Source organism: Porphyromonas endodontalis ATCC 35406 (assembly GCF_000174815.1).
Taxonomy (GTDB): Bacteria; Bacteroidota; Bacteroidia; order Bacteroidales; family Porphyromonadaceae; genus Porphyromonas; species Porphyromonas endodontalis.
The window spans coordinates 38735-56975 of record NZ_ACNN01000036.1 but is presented as its reverse complement, the minus strand read 5'-3'; the positions used below and the strand labels follow the sequence as shown (position 1 = coordinate 56975).

Genomic DNA, 18241 nt, shown 5'->3' with positions numbered 1-18241 from the left:
AGGATAAAACGCTAGAGAATAAGCTCGTGCCGGTAGCGGCGGATCGTCTCTTCGAGCCCCAAATAGAGAGCATCGGAGATAAGAGCATGCCCAATAGACACCTCGGCAAGGGGCTGTACCCGACGAACGAAATAGTTGAGATTATCAAGATTGAGGTCGTGCCCCGCATTTACTTCCAGCCCACAAGCGGCAGCATGCTCCGCAGCTCGGGCAAATCGCTCTATCACCGGCTCCACTTCTCCCTCGAGAAAAGCGGTGGCGTACGGCTCTGTGTAGAGCTCCACTCTACGGCATCCGGCATCCGCAGCTCGGGCAATGTTATCGAGGTCCGTGCCAACGAATATCGAGGTGCGAATACCCTCAGCCTCGAAACGACGAATGGTATCTCGTAAGAAGTCGAAGTGCTGATCTACCTCCCAACCGGCATCGGATGTAAGGGCATCGGGAGCGTCCGGCACGAGGGTTACTTGGGCAGGGACTACCTCTAAGACAAGGTCTACAAACGAGGGAATAGGGTTCCCCTCTATATTAAACTCGGTAGAGAGCACCTGCTTGAGTGCTCGTACATCCGCATAGCGTATATGCCGCTCATCGGGGCGAGGGTGCACAGTAATTCCCTGCGCTCCAAACCGTTCGCAATTCAAAGCTACTTGCAGTACATTGGGGATATTACCGCCGCGTGCATTGCGTATCGTAGCCACTTTATTGATATTTACACTTAGCTTAGTCATCGGTAAATACTATCTTTGTCGGTAGCAAATTTAGTACAACTTGCGGAGATGGCAGAGAAAGAGGTTCGACGAATAGGCAAAACAGACTCCCAAGCTAGTCTCACCATGCTGAGGAGCATCGGCTCAGGAGCTATTTTTTCTTGGCTGGTTTTGGTCTCCTCTTCTGGGCAGAAAAGTTTTATTTTTCAGGCAAAACTGTCACTACTTTTAGGGCTAAAACTTTTTGAGAATAGGGCAGAAAAAGAAATGGAATTACCCTGCAAGAAAACCGCTCTCGCTCTCCCCTCCCCACTTTCGTTCCATAGACTATGAACACAGTAGCAGTATTTGGCTCCGGACACGTAGTAGAGGCAGTTTCAGATGTAGCTGCATTCCTCTCCGCCTTAGCTCAAAAAGGCGAACAAATACTCCTTGAGGAGACTTTCTTTTCGGAGCTGACACAGCACCCGGGGACAAGTACCGCCCTAGAAAAAATGGAGAGATTTGCAGGCAACGCCCCTAGGAAGATAGATTACATTATCTGTTTTGGAGGAGATGGTACATTCCTGCGTACTCTACACCGCATTGCCAGCCCTACAACGCCTATTCTCGCGATTAACAGTGGGCATCTAGGTTTCCTTACTGACCTCGACATACACGACGCTGCCCAGTACATAGACCGCCTTATCTCAGGCGAATACCTTATAGAGGAGCGTCGATTACTCTCGGTGGAAGTAGAGGGATACCAAGCCTATGCCCTCAACGAGATTGCCATACAAAAAAGAGAAACGGGGTCGATTATCAATGTTGAGACCCATATCAATGAGTATTTCTTAGCAGACTATGCTGCCGATGGACTGATTGTTGCAACGCCCACAGGCTCCACCGCCTATTCGCTTAGCCTGAATGGGCCTCTCGTCTCACCGGATTGTCCTGTACTACTCATTACCCCCATCGCGCCCCACAGCCTAAGTATGCGCCCGATTGTACTACCCGACACCGTGACACTACACCTCAAGGTTTTTTCTCGCAGCAGTACTTTTATGCTTGTAACAGATGGCAACGTGGCTGTATTCCCAACAGGGACCCCTCTAACGATTGCCCGAGCAAAGCACCCTGTACGCCTTATTCGCCTGAGCAATCACACCTTTGCAGAGACCCTAAGGGAGAAGCTCCATTGGGGGCAAAATCTACGATAGAGAGAACAATAACAACACTATTATATGATATGAAACCTCACAAACTACATTCCCTATTCCTAGCAGCTTTTTTTGCTGTCACGAGCTTGCTGCTCTTCTCCTGCAGTGATGGGCATCTAATAAAAGACTCTGCGATGCGCCGGCGTGTACAGGAAGATTTCGATTCTGCACGTACCCAAAATGGAGGTGATCTCTACGAAGCAATTCTCCGAGACGACCTCACGACAGAAGAGCGCGAAGGTCTGCAATTCCTCTATGCCTACATGCCTTTTTCGGATGTAGCGGACTACTCCGTAGACTTCCACTTGGCCAACGTACGCACGGCTCTCCAAGCGCGCAAAGAGATGCCATGGGGCAAACGCATACCCGATCGTGAGTTCCTTCACTTTGTACTTCCCCCGAGAGTCAACAACGAACCTCTCGATAGTAGTAGAGCGATTTTCTACAACGAGCTACGCGATCGCATAGTGGGGCTTTCGATGCACGATGCCGTACTCGAGATTAACCACTGGTGTAGACAAAAAGTAACTTATGCTCCGAGTGATGGCCGTACACACTCGCCGCTGGAGACTGTCTACAACGCATTGGGGCGTTGCGGTGAGCAATCGACCTTTGCCGTAGCAGCCCTGCGCGCTATGGGGATTCCTGCTCGACAAGTATACACCCCGCGCTGGGCACATACCGACGACAACCATGCTTGGGTAGAGGTATGGGTGGATGGCGAATGGCACTTCTTGGGAGGGTCTGAACCGGCAGCGAACCTAGATATTGCGTGGTTTAACGGTGCAGCCTCTCGTGCGATGTTTGTTCACGCCAAAGTATTTGGTCGCTATGAAGGGAATGAGGAGATCATTTCTACCGAGCGGAACACCACAACCATCAATTGCACAGCGCACTACACTCCTACACACAAGGCCGAAGTAGTGGTAAAAAATGCCGATGGCTCGCCTAGCGAGGGCGCCTTGGTACACTTCTGTGTCTACAACTATGCCGAGTTTTACCCCGTAGCTACCCTTCGTACCAATGGCAGTGGTTATGCCGGGATCTCCACAGGGCACGGAGATCTTTTCGTATGGGCAGAAGACGAAAAACGCCAAGAACAAGCCTTCGATATCCTACCGGCAGATCTATCCAAGCCTGCCATCCTGCGCCTTACCCCCGAGGGGAACCTCCCCGATAGTTTGGAGTTTAAGCTAACCCCTCCTCACGAAAACGCAATCCCTGTACGGGCTACGGAAGAGGAGATGGCAAGCTGCGACAAACGTATCGCCATGGACGATTCTATCCGTCACGCCTACGAAGCCACTTTTGCCACCCCTACATCTGCCAACGAAGCGGCCAAGAAGTGGGCGCTTGATCCTGCAGCTGTAGGCTATCTATTCACCACCGCTCGTGCCAATGCTCGAAACCTCTATAAATTCCTCGATGCACAACCTAGCGAACGTAGAAAGCTCGCCTTCGACTTCTTACACGTGCTTAGTGAAAAGGATTGGACAGATATTCCCCTCCCCCTCCTCGAAAAACTCTTTGCGCAAGTACCCACAGGTGCTACACAAGAGGAGCTACTCTATCAATACTCTCCACGCGTTGCCTATGAACCCCTACGTGATTGGCGCACTGTGGCAGAGGAGCAACCCTTTGTAGGTGCCTTGGTAGAGGATGAATTATGGCTTGCCAACACACTACAAATACTTGCCGACTGCCAAAGAGATGGGGGCTATCCCTCTCCCCTCTCTCTTGGGTCTCTTCTGAAATACAAACGAGGAGATAAGCGAAGCATGGAGATTGCTCTCGTGCAACTCGCCCGTACCCGAGGCCTTTTCTCTCGATATAATGCGACCCTAAGAGTGGTAGAAATATCTTTTGATAGGGGCAAAACTTGGCAAGCATACCCTCTGGATACTCCACCGGCAGACCAACCTAAGGGAGAAGTTGCCTTCTTGTCTCAGACCGACAAAGCCAATTCCATTGTACCCAAGTACTATAGTCATTTCTCCCTTGCCCACCTCAAAGGAACCGCTCTCCCCCAAACCCTCTACTTTGATGAGGATGGCCCCCTAGAGGTCTCCGCCCTGTTTGCCAAGCCCATGCCCCTTGCCATAGGACGCTATTACCTCATTGCAGGCACGCGTATGGCCTCAGGGGCTGTAAAAGTGCGGATGCAACGATTCCAAATAGAGAGGGACTCTACAACAACGCTGAGCCTAACCCTCCCCCAAGATGCGAATGAACTATCTGTGTTGGGCTCTATCAACGTAGAGCAACCCTACTGCACCCTACAAGGCGAACCAACAAAAGAAGAGAAGACGGCTACCCAAAGCCTAATCAGCACTACGGGGCGCGGATTTTTTGTTCTGGCACTGCTCGAACCGGGTACGGAGCCAACCAACCATGTACTCAAAGACCTTGAGCGAGTAGAAGAGAAACTCAACATTTGGGGACGCCCCTTCGTCTTCCTCTTCCCTTCGTCGGCTGCCGCAAAGAGCTTCAAGGCTTCGGAGTTTCCCCGACTGCCCAAGGCAAGCCACTATGGAGTGGACCAAGACGGCACAATTCGTCAAATGATTTATAAGGCGACCAACAGAGAACGAGGGAGTTTGCCCCTAGTGGTCATTGCAGATTCGTTTGGTCGAGTTGTGTTTATCCACGAGGGCTATACAATTGGTATCGGAGACCAAATTGTAGCTACACTCCCTAAGCTAGAGTAGACGCTCCGTAAGCCGAATTGCGACTTACTACATGCGAATCCCCCTTTCCTCTAGAAGAAAAGGGGGATTTTATTCCGGTACTATACCACCGGGGCCCAAGGTTACTTTGCGTTTTGGGTCGTGCAAAAGAAAGGTAATGCCACGCCCCTCGGCTCCACACATGGTTTGCAACAAAAGGTCGTAGGAGATAAGGCTCAAATCCACCACAACGGCACTCCCCGAGGGGATAGCATCTAGGGCATCAGGCTGCCTGAGATCCACCGCGATGGGTCGGTTTGTAAGAGGGAGCGTCTTCTTTTGGCTACGCTTATCCAGCGACTTCTTCAGGCGAATAGCCCCGTGCATCAGCCGTCGGAGCCATGCCTGCCCCGTATGATACTTATCGTAAAATAGCTCCATAGCACCGTAAAAGGCATCCAAATAACGCCCCTCACCTTGGGCTGCACTCTCGCTCTCGCCCTTGTAGTGGAGCATCGGGATAGGCAGATAATAATTGCGATAGCCGGCCTGTAAAATACTATACGATAGGTCTATATCCTCGCCATACATAAAGTACCGTTCGTCAAGGTATCCCACCTTGCGAAGAGCTTCACTACGTGCAAAAAAGAATGCTCCCGATAGGATGGGAGCCTCCTGCACCTCCACTTTAGAGAGATGACCTAGGTAGTATCGATTAAAAACTGCACTTTTGGGGAATAATCGCCCTAGCTGCGCAATCTTACAAAATGCCACAAAGGGAGTGACAAGACCTCGCTTACTCTCCGCTAAGAACTCGCCCTGAGCATTCATCATGCGCACTCCTAAAGCTCCGGCCTCAGGGTGCTCCTGCATAAAGCGGAGGCTCGCCTCCAACGTCGATTCGCCAATAAGCGTATCGGGGTTAAGCAACAAAGAGTACTCGGCATCAACCTGCCTGAGGGCTTGATTATTAGCCCGTGCAAAGCCCACATTCTCGCTATTGGCGATGAAGTGAACGCTCGGATATTGCGGAGAGAGCATCTCCAGAGAGCCATCTCCCGAGGCATTGTCTACGACCCATACCTCAGCATCGATATTGCGTGTGGCTTGTAAAACAGAGTCGAGGCACTGAGCTACAAAATGCGGTACCTTGTAATTGACAATTACAATGGCTAACTGCTTCATTACAAGCTCCTATTGGCAATTCTTTACTCAGCCGTTACGAGGTAGTATTGCTTCTTGCCGCGCTGTACCAATAGGTAGCGACCGGCAATTAAATCACTGGCACTAACCGTAGCTTCTGTATCTGTAAGCTTCGCCTTATTCAGGCTCACGCCTCCCGATTTGATGAGCTTGCGAAGTTCTCCCTTTGAGGGGAAAATAGCAGCTCCCTCGGTAAAGAGATCGACCGCTTTGGGCTGAGTAGCCAGTGTATCGCGAGCAATAGAGAAGTGAGGTACCCCCTCCATCACAGAGAGAAGCATCTCCTCATCCAACGAGCGGAGAGCATCTGCCGTACCATTACCAAAGAGAATCTCGCTGGCAGATACTGCAGCTTCGTAATCTTCGCGACTGTGTACGAGTACCGTAAGCTCCTCGGCAAGACGTCGTTGCAAGGGGCGGAGATGTGCAGCCGCAGCCTGCTGTGCTACAAGATCTTCGATCTCTTCTTTTCCCAAGAAAGTGAAAATCTTAATGTAACGAGCGGCATCTTCGTCACTCACATTCAACCAGAATTGGTAGAAAGCGTAAGGCGAAGTGTAGCGACGATCGAGCCAAACATTCCCTTTCTCGGTCTTGCCAAACTTTCCTCCATCTGCCTTGGTAATGAGGGGACATGTAAGAGCGAAAGCCTCGCCCCCCTCTATACGGCGAATTAGTTCCGTACCTGTAGTGATATTCCCCCACTGATCGGATCCGCCCATCTGTAGGCGGCAATTCTCATGGCGGTAGAGGTATAGATAGTCGTAGCCCTGGAGCAACTGGTACGAAAACTCTGTAAACGAAAGCCCCGAGCCTGCCGTCCCTTCGAAACGCTTCTTCACGGAATCTTTGGCCATCATATAGTTAACGGTAATGTGCTTCCCGACCTCGCGAATAAAGTCTAAGAAGCGCCATTCACTCATCCAGTCGTAGTTATTGACCAACTTTGCGGCGTTGGGTTGCTCGCTATCGAAGTCGAGGAATTTGGCAAGTTGCTTACCAATCGCCTCTTGATTGTGGCGCAAGGTCTCTAGAGACAAAAGGTTGCGTTCGGCACTTTTCATCGAGGGGTCGCCAATCATACCCGTGGCTCCACCTAAGAGAGCTATGGGGCGGTGCCCAAACCTCTGAAAGTGACGAAGCATCATCACTCCCACAAGGTGCCCTATGTGTAGCGAGTCTGCTGTCGGGTCAATCCCCACGTATGCCGTAGAGAGTTCTTTAGAGAGTTGCTCCTCTGTCCCGGGCATGATATTGTGGAGCATCCCGCGCCACCTAAGTTCTTCTACAAAGTCGTTCATCGTCTATCAGATTACTAAATACCGACTGCAAAGGTACGACTTCTCAGGCGACTCTCAACTGCTCTTCTCCCAATGTTAGGTGTACAATCTTCATCACACGGCGAGCCACAGTCTGATAAAAGAGAGCTACATACCAAGGCATTTTCTTGAGGTGGATATTGTAGAAGTACTCCTGCTCAAAGCGAAGTTTTATGCCCCAATTGAGCAAATCTCGCCCCGACTTGATACCCCATTTGAACTGCGCCTCGTACCCTTTCATATCACTATGCTGCTCGGTATGACGTGCCATACGGGGAGACATGGCCTCAAAAATAAATTCCGACCGAGGGCAACGCTCTGCCAAGGTAGCGAGGAGAGAGTGCACCTCTTCCTCCGTAAAATACATCAAAAGCCCCTCAGCTATAAAGAGTTTTGGGGCATCTTTGGGGAGGAGATCGAGCCAAGAGGGGTCGAGTATTGAGGCGGCTACAAAATGGAATCGCTCACTCTCTTCAAAGAAGTTTCTGCGCAAGTCTATACCCTCGGGCAGATCCAAATCAAACCAAGTAACCTTGCCATTATCCAAGCGGTGAAAGCGAGTATCCAATCCACAACCGAGGTTAACCACGAATCCATTGGGGTGCTTTTCTAGGAATTGCAGGGTGAGGCGATCCAGAATATCCGTACGCACGGCCACTCCCATTTGCGAGAGAATTGAGACCTCTCGCCTACCCTCAAAAAAGGGTTCAATACGATCTAATATCTCCACCGACTTAGGATCTCGAATAATACCGTGGGGTCGCTTGGTTTCGTTGTAGCGAGCACGAAGCGGTATAAGCATCGTCTCGGGCACCTTGGTTAGGTTGTTTTGTATCGCACTATTCATATACTTTATTTGTATCTCGTTCGGTCTGAGCTTAACCTCTTGCTCACCGGCCGGCAAGAGGCTCCCAGTATCTTTTTAGTTCTAGGGCTAGAAATCAGGCATTCTGAGCAGCTACCATACGCGCGAACTCCCCTCCCTGTGCCAGGAGTTCCTCCGGAGCCCCCATCTCCACTACCTGCCCCTCCTTTATTACCACTATCTTATGAGCATGAGCCACCGTGCGCATACGATGGGCAATAATCAGCACTGTTTTATCCTTGATGAGGGCAGAGATCGCCGTCTGTATCTTCGATTCGTTCTCTACGTCGAGACTGGCAGTTGCCTCGTCCAGCAGTACGATGGGAGCATCTTTTAGCAAAGCACGTGCAATAGAGATGCGCTGACGCTCTCCACCCGAGAGGGTTTCGCCATTTTCTCCTATCTGCGTATCGTAGCCTTGGGGCATACGCTGTATAAACTCTTCGCACTGCGCCAATCGCGCCACGCGGCGTACCTCTTCGTCGGAAGCATCTTTACGCCCGACGCGGATATTATCGGCAATAGAGGCATTGAATAGAAGCACATCTTGGAACACCACAGAGTAGTATTGCAACAGAGTCTCAGGGTCTATTTTGCTAATGTCTTCTCCGCCTAGGGTAATGCGCCCTTGGTCTACATCCCAAAAGCGAGCAGCCAACTTGGCCGTGGTGCTCTTACCGCCACCCGAGGGGCCAACAAGAGCCGTAACCTCACCTTGGCGAGCCACAAAAGAGACGCCCCGAAGCACCTGTTTGCCGGTTTCGTAGGAAAATTCGACCCCATCAAAGGCTATATCAAACCCCTTGGGGTGGCACTCTTGCACTCCCGTCTGGACAGGCATTTGATCCATTTCGCGGAAACGATTGATACGCACATCCAAGTAGAGAAGAGCAGCAAAGCTATTCATCACCTCCATAATAGGGTTGTAGATAGAGGCTGAAACAATTAAAAAGATAAGATAGGTAAGCATGGGAATTGTACCATCTGCCAGTAGATAAGCCCCAACCAAGATAACGGATGCAATGCCCAATTTGAGGAGTATATGGGAAAGATTGAGAGTACTCCCAGCCAAAGTTTCGCCTCGCATCAACTGTCGTTCGTAGGTTGTAATTGTCTCATCGAAGGTCTTGAGGTACTCCTCCTCGCCGTTATACGCTTTAATCTCCTGCACACTCTCCAACCCCTCTTGTATCTGCTGCGCGATCGAGAGGTTCGTACAATGTACCCTTTTGAGTTCACGCTCCATAGCTCGCTTAGAGAGGATCAGTACAAGCAGAGCCAGAGGCACGACCCAAAAGAGAGCCAAAGAGAGTTGCCAATTGTAGAAAAACAATCCTATGGTAATGAGGAGGATACTCCCGGCTGCAGCGAAGAGCTGAGGTACAGCGTGCGAGAAAACGTGCTCTATCTCGGAGCAATCTGCCATAATAGTAGAGGTAAGATCCGAGAGATTACGCTCACCAAAGAACGCCAAAGGCAACTTGCGAAGTTTCTCGGCCAGGGCTATACGACGCTCGGCACTCTCGGTATAAATCTTTGTATAGGTAGAAGCATACTGCCTAAAAGCAATAACAAAGATTACAAGGAAGCAAAGCAGACCTATGAGGATATAGTAGCCCAATCCATGGGAGGGAGTAGCCCCGGGGTGTATTAGCGGATCAAGGTAATCCGTAAGGTAGAGAAAGAGATAAATTGCGGGGAGCATAAAGGCTAGGTTGAGCAACAACGACCACACAACAGCCTTAACAAAGGAGATAGCTCCATCACGGGTGAGGGCAAAACGATTTTGTATGAGGTGGATCATAATGATTTTGAGGATTAAAAGGTTAGATGGTCCAGTTGATAGAGCGGTTATATTCTTCCCACATTGAGCGGTACAACCCCTCCTGTTCCACGAGAGCTTGGTGCGTACCCTGCTGCACAAGGCGCCCCCCGTCAACCACCAAAATAGCATCGGCATCCACCACATTGGTTAGGCGATGGGCTATGAGAAGTACAGTCTTCCCCTTTGTTAGCTCAGCCAGAGCACGGCGAATCAATTGCTCGTTTTCGGGGTCGGCAAAAGCAGTAGCTTCATCTAGAACCACGATGGGAGCATCTTTGAGAAGGGCACGAGCAAGGATAATACGTTGTTGCTCTCCCCCGGAGAGATAGGTACCCTCTACACCAATCCGAGTATCCAACCCCTGGGGGAGACGCTCTATAATCTCCCTACACTGGGCAAGATTGAGGGCACGCCGGATCTGTTCTTCGGTAGCATTAGGGGAACCATACGTCACATTGTGGCGCAACGAAGAGTGAAAGAGTTTCCCATTTTGGAAAACAAAAGATACGGCATTCATAAGGTCGTGCGTAGCCACTTGGCGTACATCCACGCCCCCAATAGAGATACTCCCCTGCGCCACATCATAGAAGCGAGGGATAAGGCGAGCAATTGTACTCTTACCCCCTCCCGAGGGTCCTACCAAAGCATACGTTTTCCCTTCAGGCAGGGTAAAAGAGAGCTCCTGCACGGCAGGGGTATTGGCACCGGAATAGGAAAAGGTAACGCCCTCGAAGGCAATACTATAAGAGGTTATTGGTTGTGGGTGCTCAGCTTCGGGGAGAGGGGCATCCTCCGTAAGAGCCTCCATGCGGTTGATCGCCTCCCCTGCCATAAACATACCCTGCTGTAGAAACATTATCTTCATGATATTGCCGGAAATAACCGGCGTAATAAGGAGGAATAGTATCATATCGGCTATCACACCCCCATAGTTGCCAGTATTGTGGATCAAGATTATCGCCATCGGGATTAAGAAGAAGGCAATCGTATTGATCACTGCGGTATAAAACGACATGGGGTACTGCCAACGAAGGGTACACTTGGTCACAAGATCGCGATAGCAAATAATACTATCATAGAAACGTTTGAAGGAGAAAACGGTCTGCTGAAAAACCTTGACAACAGGCACACCTCGCACATACTCTACCGCTTCGGTACTCATCCGCTCTTGAGCATCAAGATACTCCCTTTGGAAGCTCTGTTGCCTTGGGTTCATCATGACCCCGAGGGTGGCAAAAGCCATCAAAATAGGGATCATACATGCCAGCCCTAAGTGCCAATCCACAACAAAGAGCAAAACAAGCACCCCAATGGGCGAGAGAATACTTCCCATCAGATCGGGCAAAAGATGGGCAATAAAGGTATGTGTTTGAGACGAGTCTTCGTCGATAATCTTGCGTATACGCCCCGTGGTGTGGGTATCGAAATAGCCCAGAGGCATCCGCATCAACCGCGACAAAGCAGAGCGCCGCATGGAGCACTCAACCCGAAATGCCGCAACGTGCGAGAAGATAAGAGAGAGAAAGCTAAGCAAAATAGCCAATACGGCAGACCCGAAAGCCCACCATGCAAGAGAGAAAACGCTATCCGGCTCCACACCCTCGGGCTCTACAAGCAACTGATGCACAATAAGCCAAACGAAGATAAAGGGAAGAAGGGAGACGAGCCCTGTCAAGCCCGACAGTACTAAACTAATGGGAAGCAGGGGTTTACGGTTGCCCATATAGATCCCCAATCGCTGTAACACATTCATCTGTTTATGGTTATAATAGGATTTACTTGCATATCAATTCGCAAGCAAAGGTAGAGCAGATGAACAGTGTTCACAATCCCCACTATTGGGGATTTTTTACTACAAACTCCCTACTTAAAAGTATTTCATGGCACAATATTCCTCCTCTGTCTCCTCGTAAGAGAGAGGAAAAAAGGCAATTAGTAGCCCTATTTCCTATGAAGGGAAACAATGGGGAGAATGAAACGGACAAACGAAATCGGGGCTGCAGGCGAACCCACAACCCCGACTTCACTTAGGGAGGAAAGAGTGGCAAGAGGTGCTTCCCAACGGGGAGTTCTGCCCTCACCCTCTTTCCGTTGTCAATAGAATCTTACTTCGTAACGAGCAGGACTACCGTTGTCTCACCGCTCTTCACGAGGTACTTACCGGCTGCCACACCGGCGAAGTCGAGACGAGCTACACCTGCCTCATTAGCCACGGTGCGAAGTACTTCTACGCCGTCGAGCGAGAGGACCTGTACCATAGCCCCGGGCTCTACACCCGAGAGAGTCGTAGCTTCTGCCGCAGGATTCGGGAAGAGGAGTACATCTGTAGTCGCAACCTCTTCGATAGCATTGTCTCTCGTAAAGGTAGCTGCTACCGTGGTGGCTGCCTGCACCACGAACTTCTTCGTGGCCGTGATATCCACGCCGTTGGCAGTGAGTTTTGCCAATTTGTAGCCACCATCCGGTTTTACTGTTACCGTAACCGTTGTACCATACGCTACCGAACCATTCTGTGAGAGTGTGACCTTACCATTCTTCATATTTGGGTCAATCGTGATTTGGTAAGCAGGAGCAGCACCCTTCTTGATCTCGCACGTAGTATCTGCAAGAGACTTTCCATCAAGACTGATAGTACCCCCATCCACAACAGCGCCAAGGGGAGAGTAGATATAGGCATTCTCAAGCCCCAACGTCTTAAAGCCCTGAATCAACAGATAGCCGGGCTTAATATTAGTAAGCGTAGCATTAAGAAAATCCAATGATATCTCTTTATTCTGCATGCCTGTATAGATACAGGGACCATCACTTTGTATCTTGAGATTAATATCACTAATAATTAGCTGATCATCTTCTTTTTCGGATTGATCCCAAATACCGGAATACTCAGCTCCTGTACCGGGATATAACGCAAGAGAGGGATTATCACTTTCCCCTACAAAAACAGGGCTTTCTGCGTCTCTCGTTAGGAAACAATCCGCAGCTTCGGTAGTAATCTTATTTGCACCTATACACACTACTCTGAGGTAGGTAGAGGGGTGGTTAGACAAAATCCCAATATTTTCCCCAGCGAAGGCAATGGTAGCATCCTTGAGGGTTAGGGTGTGCAGCTTGGCATTATATTCAACTTCTCCGGAACTAACAAAGGAGGAATTCTCAGATTTCAAAACATTCTTATACTTGCGTAACCTGTTACCTCCAATCGTGATGGGGTAGTAAGGAGTGACCAAAACCCAATGTTCCTTTACAAGAGTACCGGCATCAGCTCCGGAAGCATACACAATATCTCCATTCTCATACTTCACGTCCCGATCAGGGAAAGCAGCTGTGAGAGCATGCGTTGTAGTTTTATTGACATCAATTTCCTTATGATCTGCCCCCTCTTCTACAGAGAAGTACTGTCCGATATCGGCAATAGAGCCACTCTTGCCCCAAGCCTCCAGGGCTCCTCCATTAGAGATGATTATACCGGTGTTGTTTTCATCATAATTGCCTGCAACTCCGTAATACTCATCGGATCTAACATCTACCAAGCAATTGTTTATGTAGAGATCTCGATTTTTATCTATCAGAATGCCAACACTACCATCTTTACTGGTACGAACTATTAGTTCAGCACCTTGCCCTACTCCCGTAATGGTCATGTTAGATTCTAGACCTTCTATTACAGGCTTATCCTCCTCAGAGGATAAGAGGAAACACTCCCCTGCTACTTCTATCGTAAGGTTAAAAATCCCCTCCACATAGATGCCCCGTACATCCATATTACTTTTAAGTTTTGTGAGGCGAAGTGTTTTGGTTGTATGATTCCAAGACCAAGAGCCATTCCAATTTTTCTCATTGTCGAGATCGTGTCCGGATTGATTCCCCGAAGCATCCTCATCCAGAGGAACACTCTTGCCCAACACTGTAAGCTTTTGCGCCAATGACGTGTAGGATGCCCCTACCAGCCCTAGTAACGCTAAAGCGATGGAGACTATATATAGCCCCCCTTTGTGTACCGTTTTTTTCATATCTTTCTTCGTTTTGTGTCTTGCCCTCTTTTTCTCCTTTTGTCACGTGCTCTCACTCAAAGAGAAGAGCGGGCAAGACGGGTCTATTTTCTTTTCTCTACTGCTATACTATATTACTACTTTCTATTCTATGACTCTTTTGTCTCTATCCCCTTTCCTATGAAAGAGCGCCCTAAATCGTTGCAAAAGACAACCACTGCAAAGAGGAGGCTTGGGAGCAAGCTCCGAATGCCTTGGAGCGGATGGCGCTCGTGGCTGTGGCTTGCTCCCCCATTGCCCCTCTTCACGTCGGGCGAACTCCGCATCGATCATCTCGTGTATAGTACCGAGAAGATCCATGCGGTCTTCATGAATTCTAAGGTTTTGCTCCCGACGCTCTCCGGAACGATTTGTGCTTTTCGTTATCATAAATTGCCTCCTAACTCTCTTTATAGGTAGACGACTATTTTTTCTTCTATCCTTCAGTTTCTGCTCCTACATGAGCGTTGTTTTCTTGTGAGCAAAGGTAGGGTGCTTAGGCAAAAAAAATCTTGCAAAATCGGTCAAAAACATTGCAAAATCTTGCATTCTTCATATTGACCCATCTTGCAAAATCGGTCATAACAACCTCACAATTCACTGTACCATAACAATTTAGCAGTGACAGGTTTAAAAGAAATTTCGGACTCCGGCGAAAACTCCTCCCCAAGAGAGAAGAACACCCCCTTGCGGAATGAAAAGGAGTTTTATGGGGTGAAAAATTTTTTGTTTCCACCCAAAATGCGCACCCATTTTTGCCTGAAAAATAAAAAAGTTTTGGGCAGTATGGAGGCTATATTTTGCCCGAAAACGATTAGGATTCTAGGCGGACTTTTTCTCACTCCTCTCCTTTCACCCAAAAATACCTCCCGAAGAGGACTCCGTATTGAAGTGCGAAAAAGAGAAGAGGCCCCCCATACGAGAAGAAAATAAACGACCGAAGAAGAAAACCACCCTCCGAGGGCAGACAGAAAGCCCCAGCCCCTATCATGGCACTAAAGAGGCTAGAGAGGAAAAGAAAAAGGGAGAAAAAAGAATAGGGAAAGGGAGGGAGAGAGGCAGGCTACTAGTCAAGGAGCGTCAACTTGACCAGCTCTATCCGCGTAGAACTAGAACGCAATATGGTAAAGCGTAGCTTACCGATCTCTACAATCTCACGAGTCTTGGGGATGTCTCCATGATGGGCAAGGATAAGCCCTGCCAGGGTGTTATATTCGTCGCTCTCGGGCAGGTTGAGGTGGTATTCTTCGTTAATAAGGTCAATCTCACAACGCGCCGAAAAGATGTAGTTACTATCATCTATTTGGCGGATAACCAACTGTTTCTTGTCGTGCTCGTCCTCTATATCCCCAAAGATCTCCTCCACGAGGTCTTCCATCGTTACGATACCCGCCATTCCGCCCAGCTCATCTACCACGATAGCCACGGACTGCTTCCGCTGCATCAGTTGCTTCATCAACTTATGCCCAAAGACACTCTCCGGCACAAAAAGAGCCTGCTTCATGCGCTGCTGCCAATCATCCCCGCGAAACATCTCTGAGGAGTGAATATAGCCAACCACGTTGTCTATGCTTCCGTCGTACACAATTATTTTGGATAGCCCCGTGGAGACAAAGATACCCCTTAAAGTCTCTAGCGGGGTCGCAAGATCGCAGGCCACCACCTCACTACGCGGCACCATACAGTCTCGTGCTCGCACATCGGAGAAGCCAATTGCATTCTGAATAATCTTGACCTCCGTATTGAGCGTCCCCTGATCGTCGTCGTGCAGGAGAGTATCACTCAGGTAGTGATCTAGGTCAATTGTCGTTAGGTGACGATGTACCACAGCTTGGTTCCCTCGCACTCCCATAAGCCGGAGAAAGCCTCTCGACAATACCGAGCAGAAGAGGGTGATAGGCAGAAGGAGGAAATAAAAAAAGGCAGAAAGCAATGAAAAATGCCGCATCGCACTATTGGGATTCCTCTTAAATTGAGACTTAGGGAGATACTCCCCAAACACAATGATAACGAGAGTAGATATGAGAGAATCCACCAAGACTAGAAGCCACCCGGCATGGATGAATTGCTCCAAATAGGGGTCTAAAATGAGCGACATCAGTAGACCATACATTACGAGCACAATGTTATTGCCCACGAGTACGGTTGTAACATAGCGGTCGGGATTGCGGAAGAGCATTTTGAGAGCCTTCGAGACCACCCCGCCTTTTGAGAGATCCACCTCTACCCTAAGGCGGTCACTCGTGAGGTAGGCAATCTCCATCCCCGAAAAAAAGGCAGAGAGGATAAGCAGGGCAATCACCCCCAACACAGAAAGCAACGAGAAAGGGGGTAAAGAGGTAGAGAGGAGCATCATTCTTCCGAATTTTCTTCTTTTACATCCATCTGACCGACGTTGTTGTAGAACGTGTACTGCTGAAAATTTTGAGACGCCTCAAAGTGGCTCCCCATCAGCGAACGCCCCAGTCCTTCGATCCGTACAGTGTCTTGCGAAAAGACTTTTCCCTGATTCTTATCCCAATAGAGGTGACGAGTGGTAAAACGCTCGCCCGAGAGATTGACCACCAAGACGTGCCCGATAAAATTCCACAGCTCTTCGTTCATATAGTAGTAGGCTGTATCGCATTTTACTTGGGCTAGCTTGTTTTTCTTATCGTCGAACTTCTCGGCATAAAACCCCTTTGGAAAAACCCAGCAAGGGCGCTCCCGCTTCTCATAGATATACCACTCCAAGGCCACCATGCGGTACTGAGTTTTCCCCGAGTCTGAGATAAGTACATCTACGCTATCGGTGTACATGCTGTAGATAGAGTCGAGACTAAACTCGTGCTTTACCACCTGCGTAGTACCATCGCCTCCACAACCATAGAGCAGAGGGAGAAACAAAAAAGCCAAGACGCTCAGCACCCAAAGATGAGAACGCTTGACCTGTAGATGAGGAGCAGTTGGCACGACTCTAAGGGAAACAACGTCAAAAAAAATTGATTCACGCCCCAGGGAAAGAATCCTCTCCCCCCTTGGGGCATGAATGATAATGGTTAGCGGATGGTTGTGCTTTCGCCAATCCAACCACCGACATAGAAGCTCTTACCCTTGTCTAGCTCGGGGTGCATGAAAACGTCCGACGAGCTGGGGAGGTGACGGCGATACTGCGCAATGAGAGAAGCAGCTTCGCCGGCTACACGTGAGTCTATGGAGCGAGCGCGCTCTAGCTTATCCAATACGAGATAGAATACACAGCGTTGTTTGAGGGCATCTCCGGGGAAGATGCTACTCGCCGTTGCAGCATACATCTTGGCAATGAGGATAAGAGGGCTACCCATGGAGGGGTTCTCGGCCATTGCTTTTTGGCAATAAGCACGGCTCTGCGAGTACTGACGCGCATTCATACTCATCACAGCCAGTGTATAGTAGCAGCTCGCTTTTATGTTCTTGTCACTTGTAAGTGAGATTGCTTTATTGAGGAATTCGGTAGCTTCGGCGTTCTTATTCGCACTCATAGCTTCCTTAGCCAACCCGAGAGCTGAAGCAGCTGTTGGTTTGATGGCAAAGAGATACTTACTCGCTTTGAAGTAAAGAGGATCTTTTTCGCAATCGGCATTGCGGAACATATCAAGCATTGCCTGCAAGAAAGCGATGTTTTCTTTGTTGGCTTCTAGGTCTTTACCATAGATCTTTACCAGCATATCGCACTTGGCAAGCCCACTCTGTACAAAGAGCATATCAAGCTGACCTTTGAGGCTTCTCACATATTCGATGCGTACCGTATCACCCGTTGCCTCAGCAGCTTCCACGGCTTTTTCCATGATATCATTACCACTCATGTAGTCGTTGATATACTGCTGGTGCCAAGCCTCGTTGCCAATAGCCTTGTTGAGCGAAGAGTAAACATTGAAGTACACCACCTTGGCATCCGTATCCCCTCCAATCTTCTCTATAACGGGCTTTGTCCAGCCATAGATTTTGTCGTAGTCCACTTTTTCTTTGGGAACAATCTGGAGGTAATCCGTAACCTTGCTAGCGGTGATCCAATCCAAGCCATAACGAGGATCGTCACCAAAGTACTTTGCTCTATCGTCGTAGAGTTTCATCAACTCTTCGAGCTTTGCAGCGCGCTTTGCAGGGTCTGTCTCTTGTTGTATTTGCCAATTGAGAATCTTTACTCCGGAGATGTATATATTCTTTGAAGAGCCGGGGCACTCTGCATAGGCTTTCTTCCAAAATTCATACGCATCCGTATAGCTCTCACTCTTTACATAGGTAGAGAAAAGGCTGATATTTTCGCGGCAGCGGATACTGTCCTGTCCCGAGCCATATGGAGTACCGGAGGCTATCCCGGTTTGTGCCAAAGCTACAAGCGAAGAGGCAAGTAGCGTAGCCGAAAAGATAATACACTTTAGTCCTTTCATAGTGTTGCTTGTTTACT

At 49.2% G+C, this 18241-nt stretch carries 12 protein-coding genes; 2 read left to right on the top strand and 10 right to left on the bottom strand.

Translation table 11 applies throughout. The features are described 5' to 3' along the window. Positions 1-11 precede the first annotated feature (11 nt). The gene (locus POREN0001_RS08610) at positions 12-731 is read right to left on the bottom strand and encodes a pyridoxine 5'-phosphate synthase (protein ID WP_004335372.1); all 720 of its coding nucleotides are present in this window, start codon (positions 729-731) and stop codon (positions 12-14) included. Between the two features lie 308 nt (positions 732-1039). On the opposite strand from POREN0001_RS08610, the gene POREN0001_RS08600 reads away from it, so the two are divergent. After that, positions 1040-1909, top strand: coding sequence for an NAD(+)/NADH kinase (locus tag POREN0001_RS08600; protein WP_004335318.1), 870 nt, complete (start codon positions 1040-1042; stop codon positions 1907-1909). A 29-nt stretch (positions 1910-1938) separates the two neighbouring features. Next, a complete protein-coding gene (locus tag POREN0001_RS08595; protein WP_040581632.1) occupies positions 1939-4617 on the top strand; it encodes a transglutaminase-like domain-containing protein in 2679 nt (892 codons plus the stop codon). 69 nt (positions 4618-4686) lie between these two features. Here POREN0001_RS08595 and POREN0001_RS08590 read toward each other — a convergent pair whose 3' ends face one another. The 9 genes from POREN0001_RS08590 to POREN0001_RS08545 form a co-directional block, all read right to left on the bottom strand. Further along, on the bottom strand, positions 4687-5760 hold the full coding sequence (locus tag POREN0001_RS08590; protein WP_004335336.1) for a glycosyltransferase family 2 protein: 1074 nt from the start codon (positions 5758-5760) through the stop codon (positions 4687-4689). A 23-nt stretch (positions 5761-5783) separates the two neighbouring features. Further along, positions 5784-7079: a tyrosine--tRNA ligase gene (gene tyrS, locus POREN0001_RS08585; RefSeq protein WP_004335355.1), complete on the bottom strand. Its 1296-nt coding sequence runs from the start codon at positions 7077-7079 to the stop codon at positions 5784-5786. Between the two features lie 43 nt (positions 7080-7122). After that, positions 7123-7944: a class I SAM-dependent methyltransferase gene (locus POREN0001_RS08580; protein WP_004335249.1), complete on the bottom strand. Its 822-nt coding sequence runs from the start codon at positions 7942-7944 to the stop codon at positions 7123-7125. Between the two features lie 94 nt (positions 7945-8038). Next, positions 8039-9766: an ABC transporter ATP-binding protein gene (locus tag POREN0001_RS08575; protein ID WP_004335268.1), complete on the bottom strand. Its 1728-nt coding sequence runs from the start codon at positions 9764-9766 to the stop codon at positions 8039-8041. Between the two features lie 22 nt (positions 9767-9788). Further along, positions 9789-11540 carry an ABC transporter ATP-binding protein gene (locus POREN0001_RS08570; RefSeq protein WP_004335218.1) on the bottom strand — a complete coding sequence of 584 codons (1752 nt, stop codon included), beginning with the start codon at positions 11538-11540 and terminating at the stop codon, positions 9789-9791. Between the two features lie 352 nt (positions 11541-11892). Further along, positions 11893-13797, bottom strand: a complete 1905-nt coding sequence (locus POREN0001_RS08565; protein ID WP_004335254.1) for an InlB B-repeat-containing protein — start codon at positions 13795-13797, stop codon at positions 11893-11895. 1084 nt (positions 13798-14881) lie between these two features. After that, entirely contained in the window at positions 14882-16171 is a 1290-nt protein-coding gene (locus POREN0001_RS08555) for a hemolysin family protein (protein WP_004335343.1), read from the bottom strand. Then, positions 16168-16767, bottom strand: a complete 600-nt coding sequence (lptC, locus tag POREN0001_RS08550) for an LPS export ABC transporter periplasmic protein LptC (RefSeq protein ID WP_004335252.1) — start codon at positions 16765-16767, stop codon at positions 16168-16170. Before lptC ends, POREN0001_RS08555 begins: the two co-directional genes overlap by 4 nt. Positions 16768-16853: 86 nt before the next feature. Next, positions 16854-18224 (bottom strand): tetratricopeptide repeat protein, encoded by a 1371-nt coding sequence (locus tag POREN0001_RS08545; protein ID WP_004335320.1) that lies wholly within the window; start codon positions 18222-18224, stop codon positions 16854-16856. Positions 18225-18241: the final 17 nt, after the last annotated feature.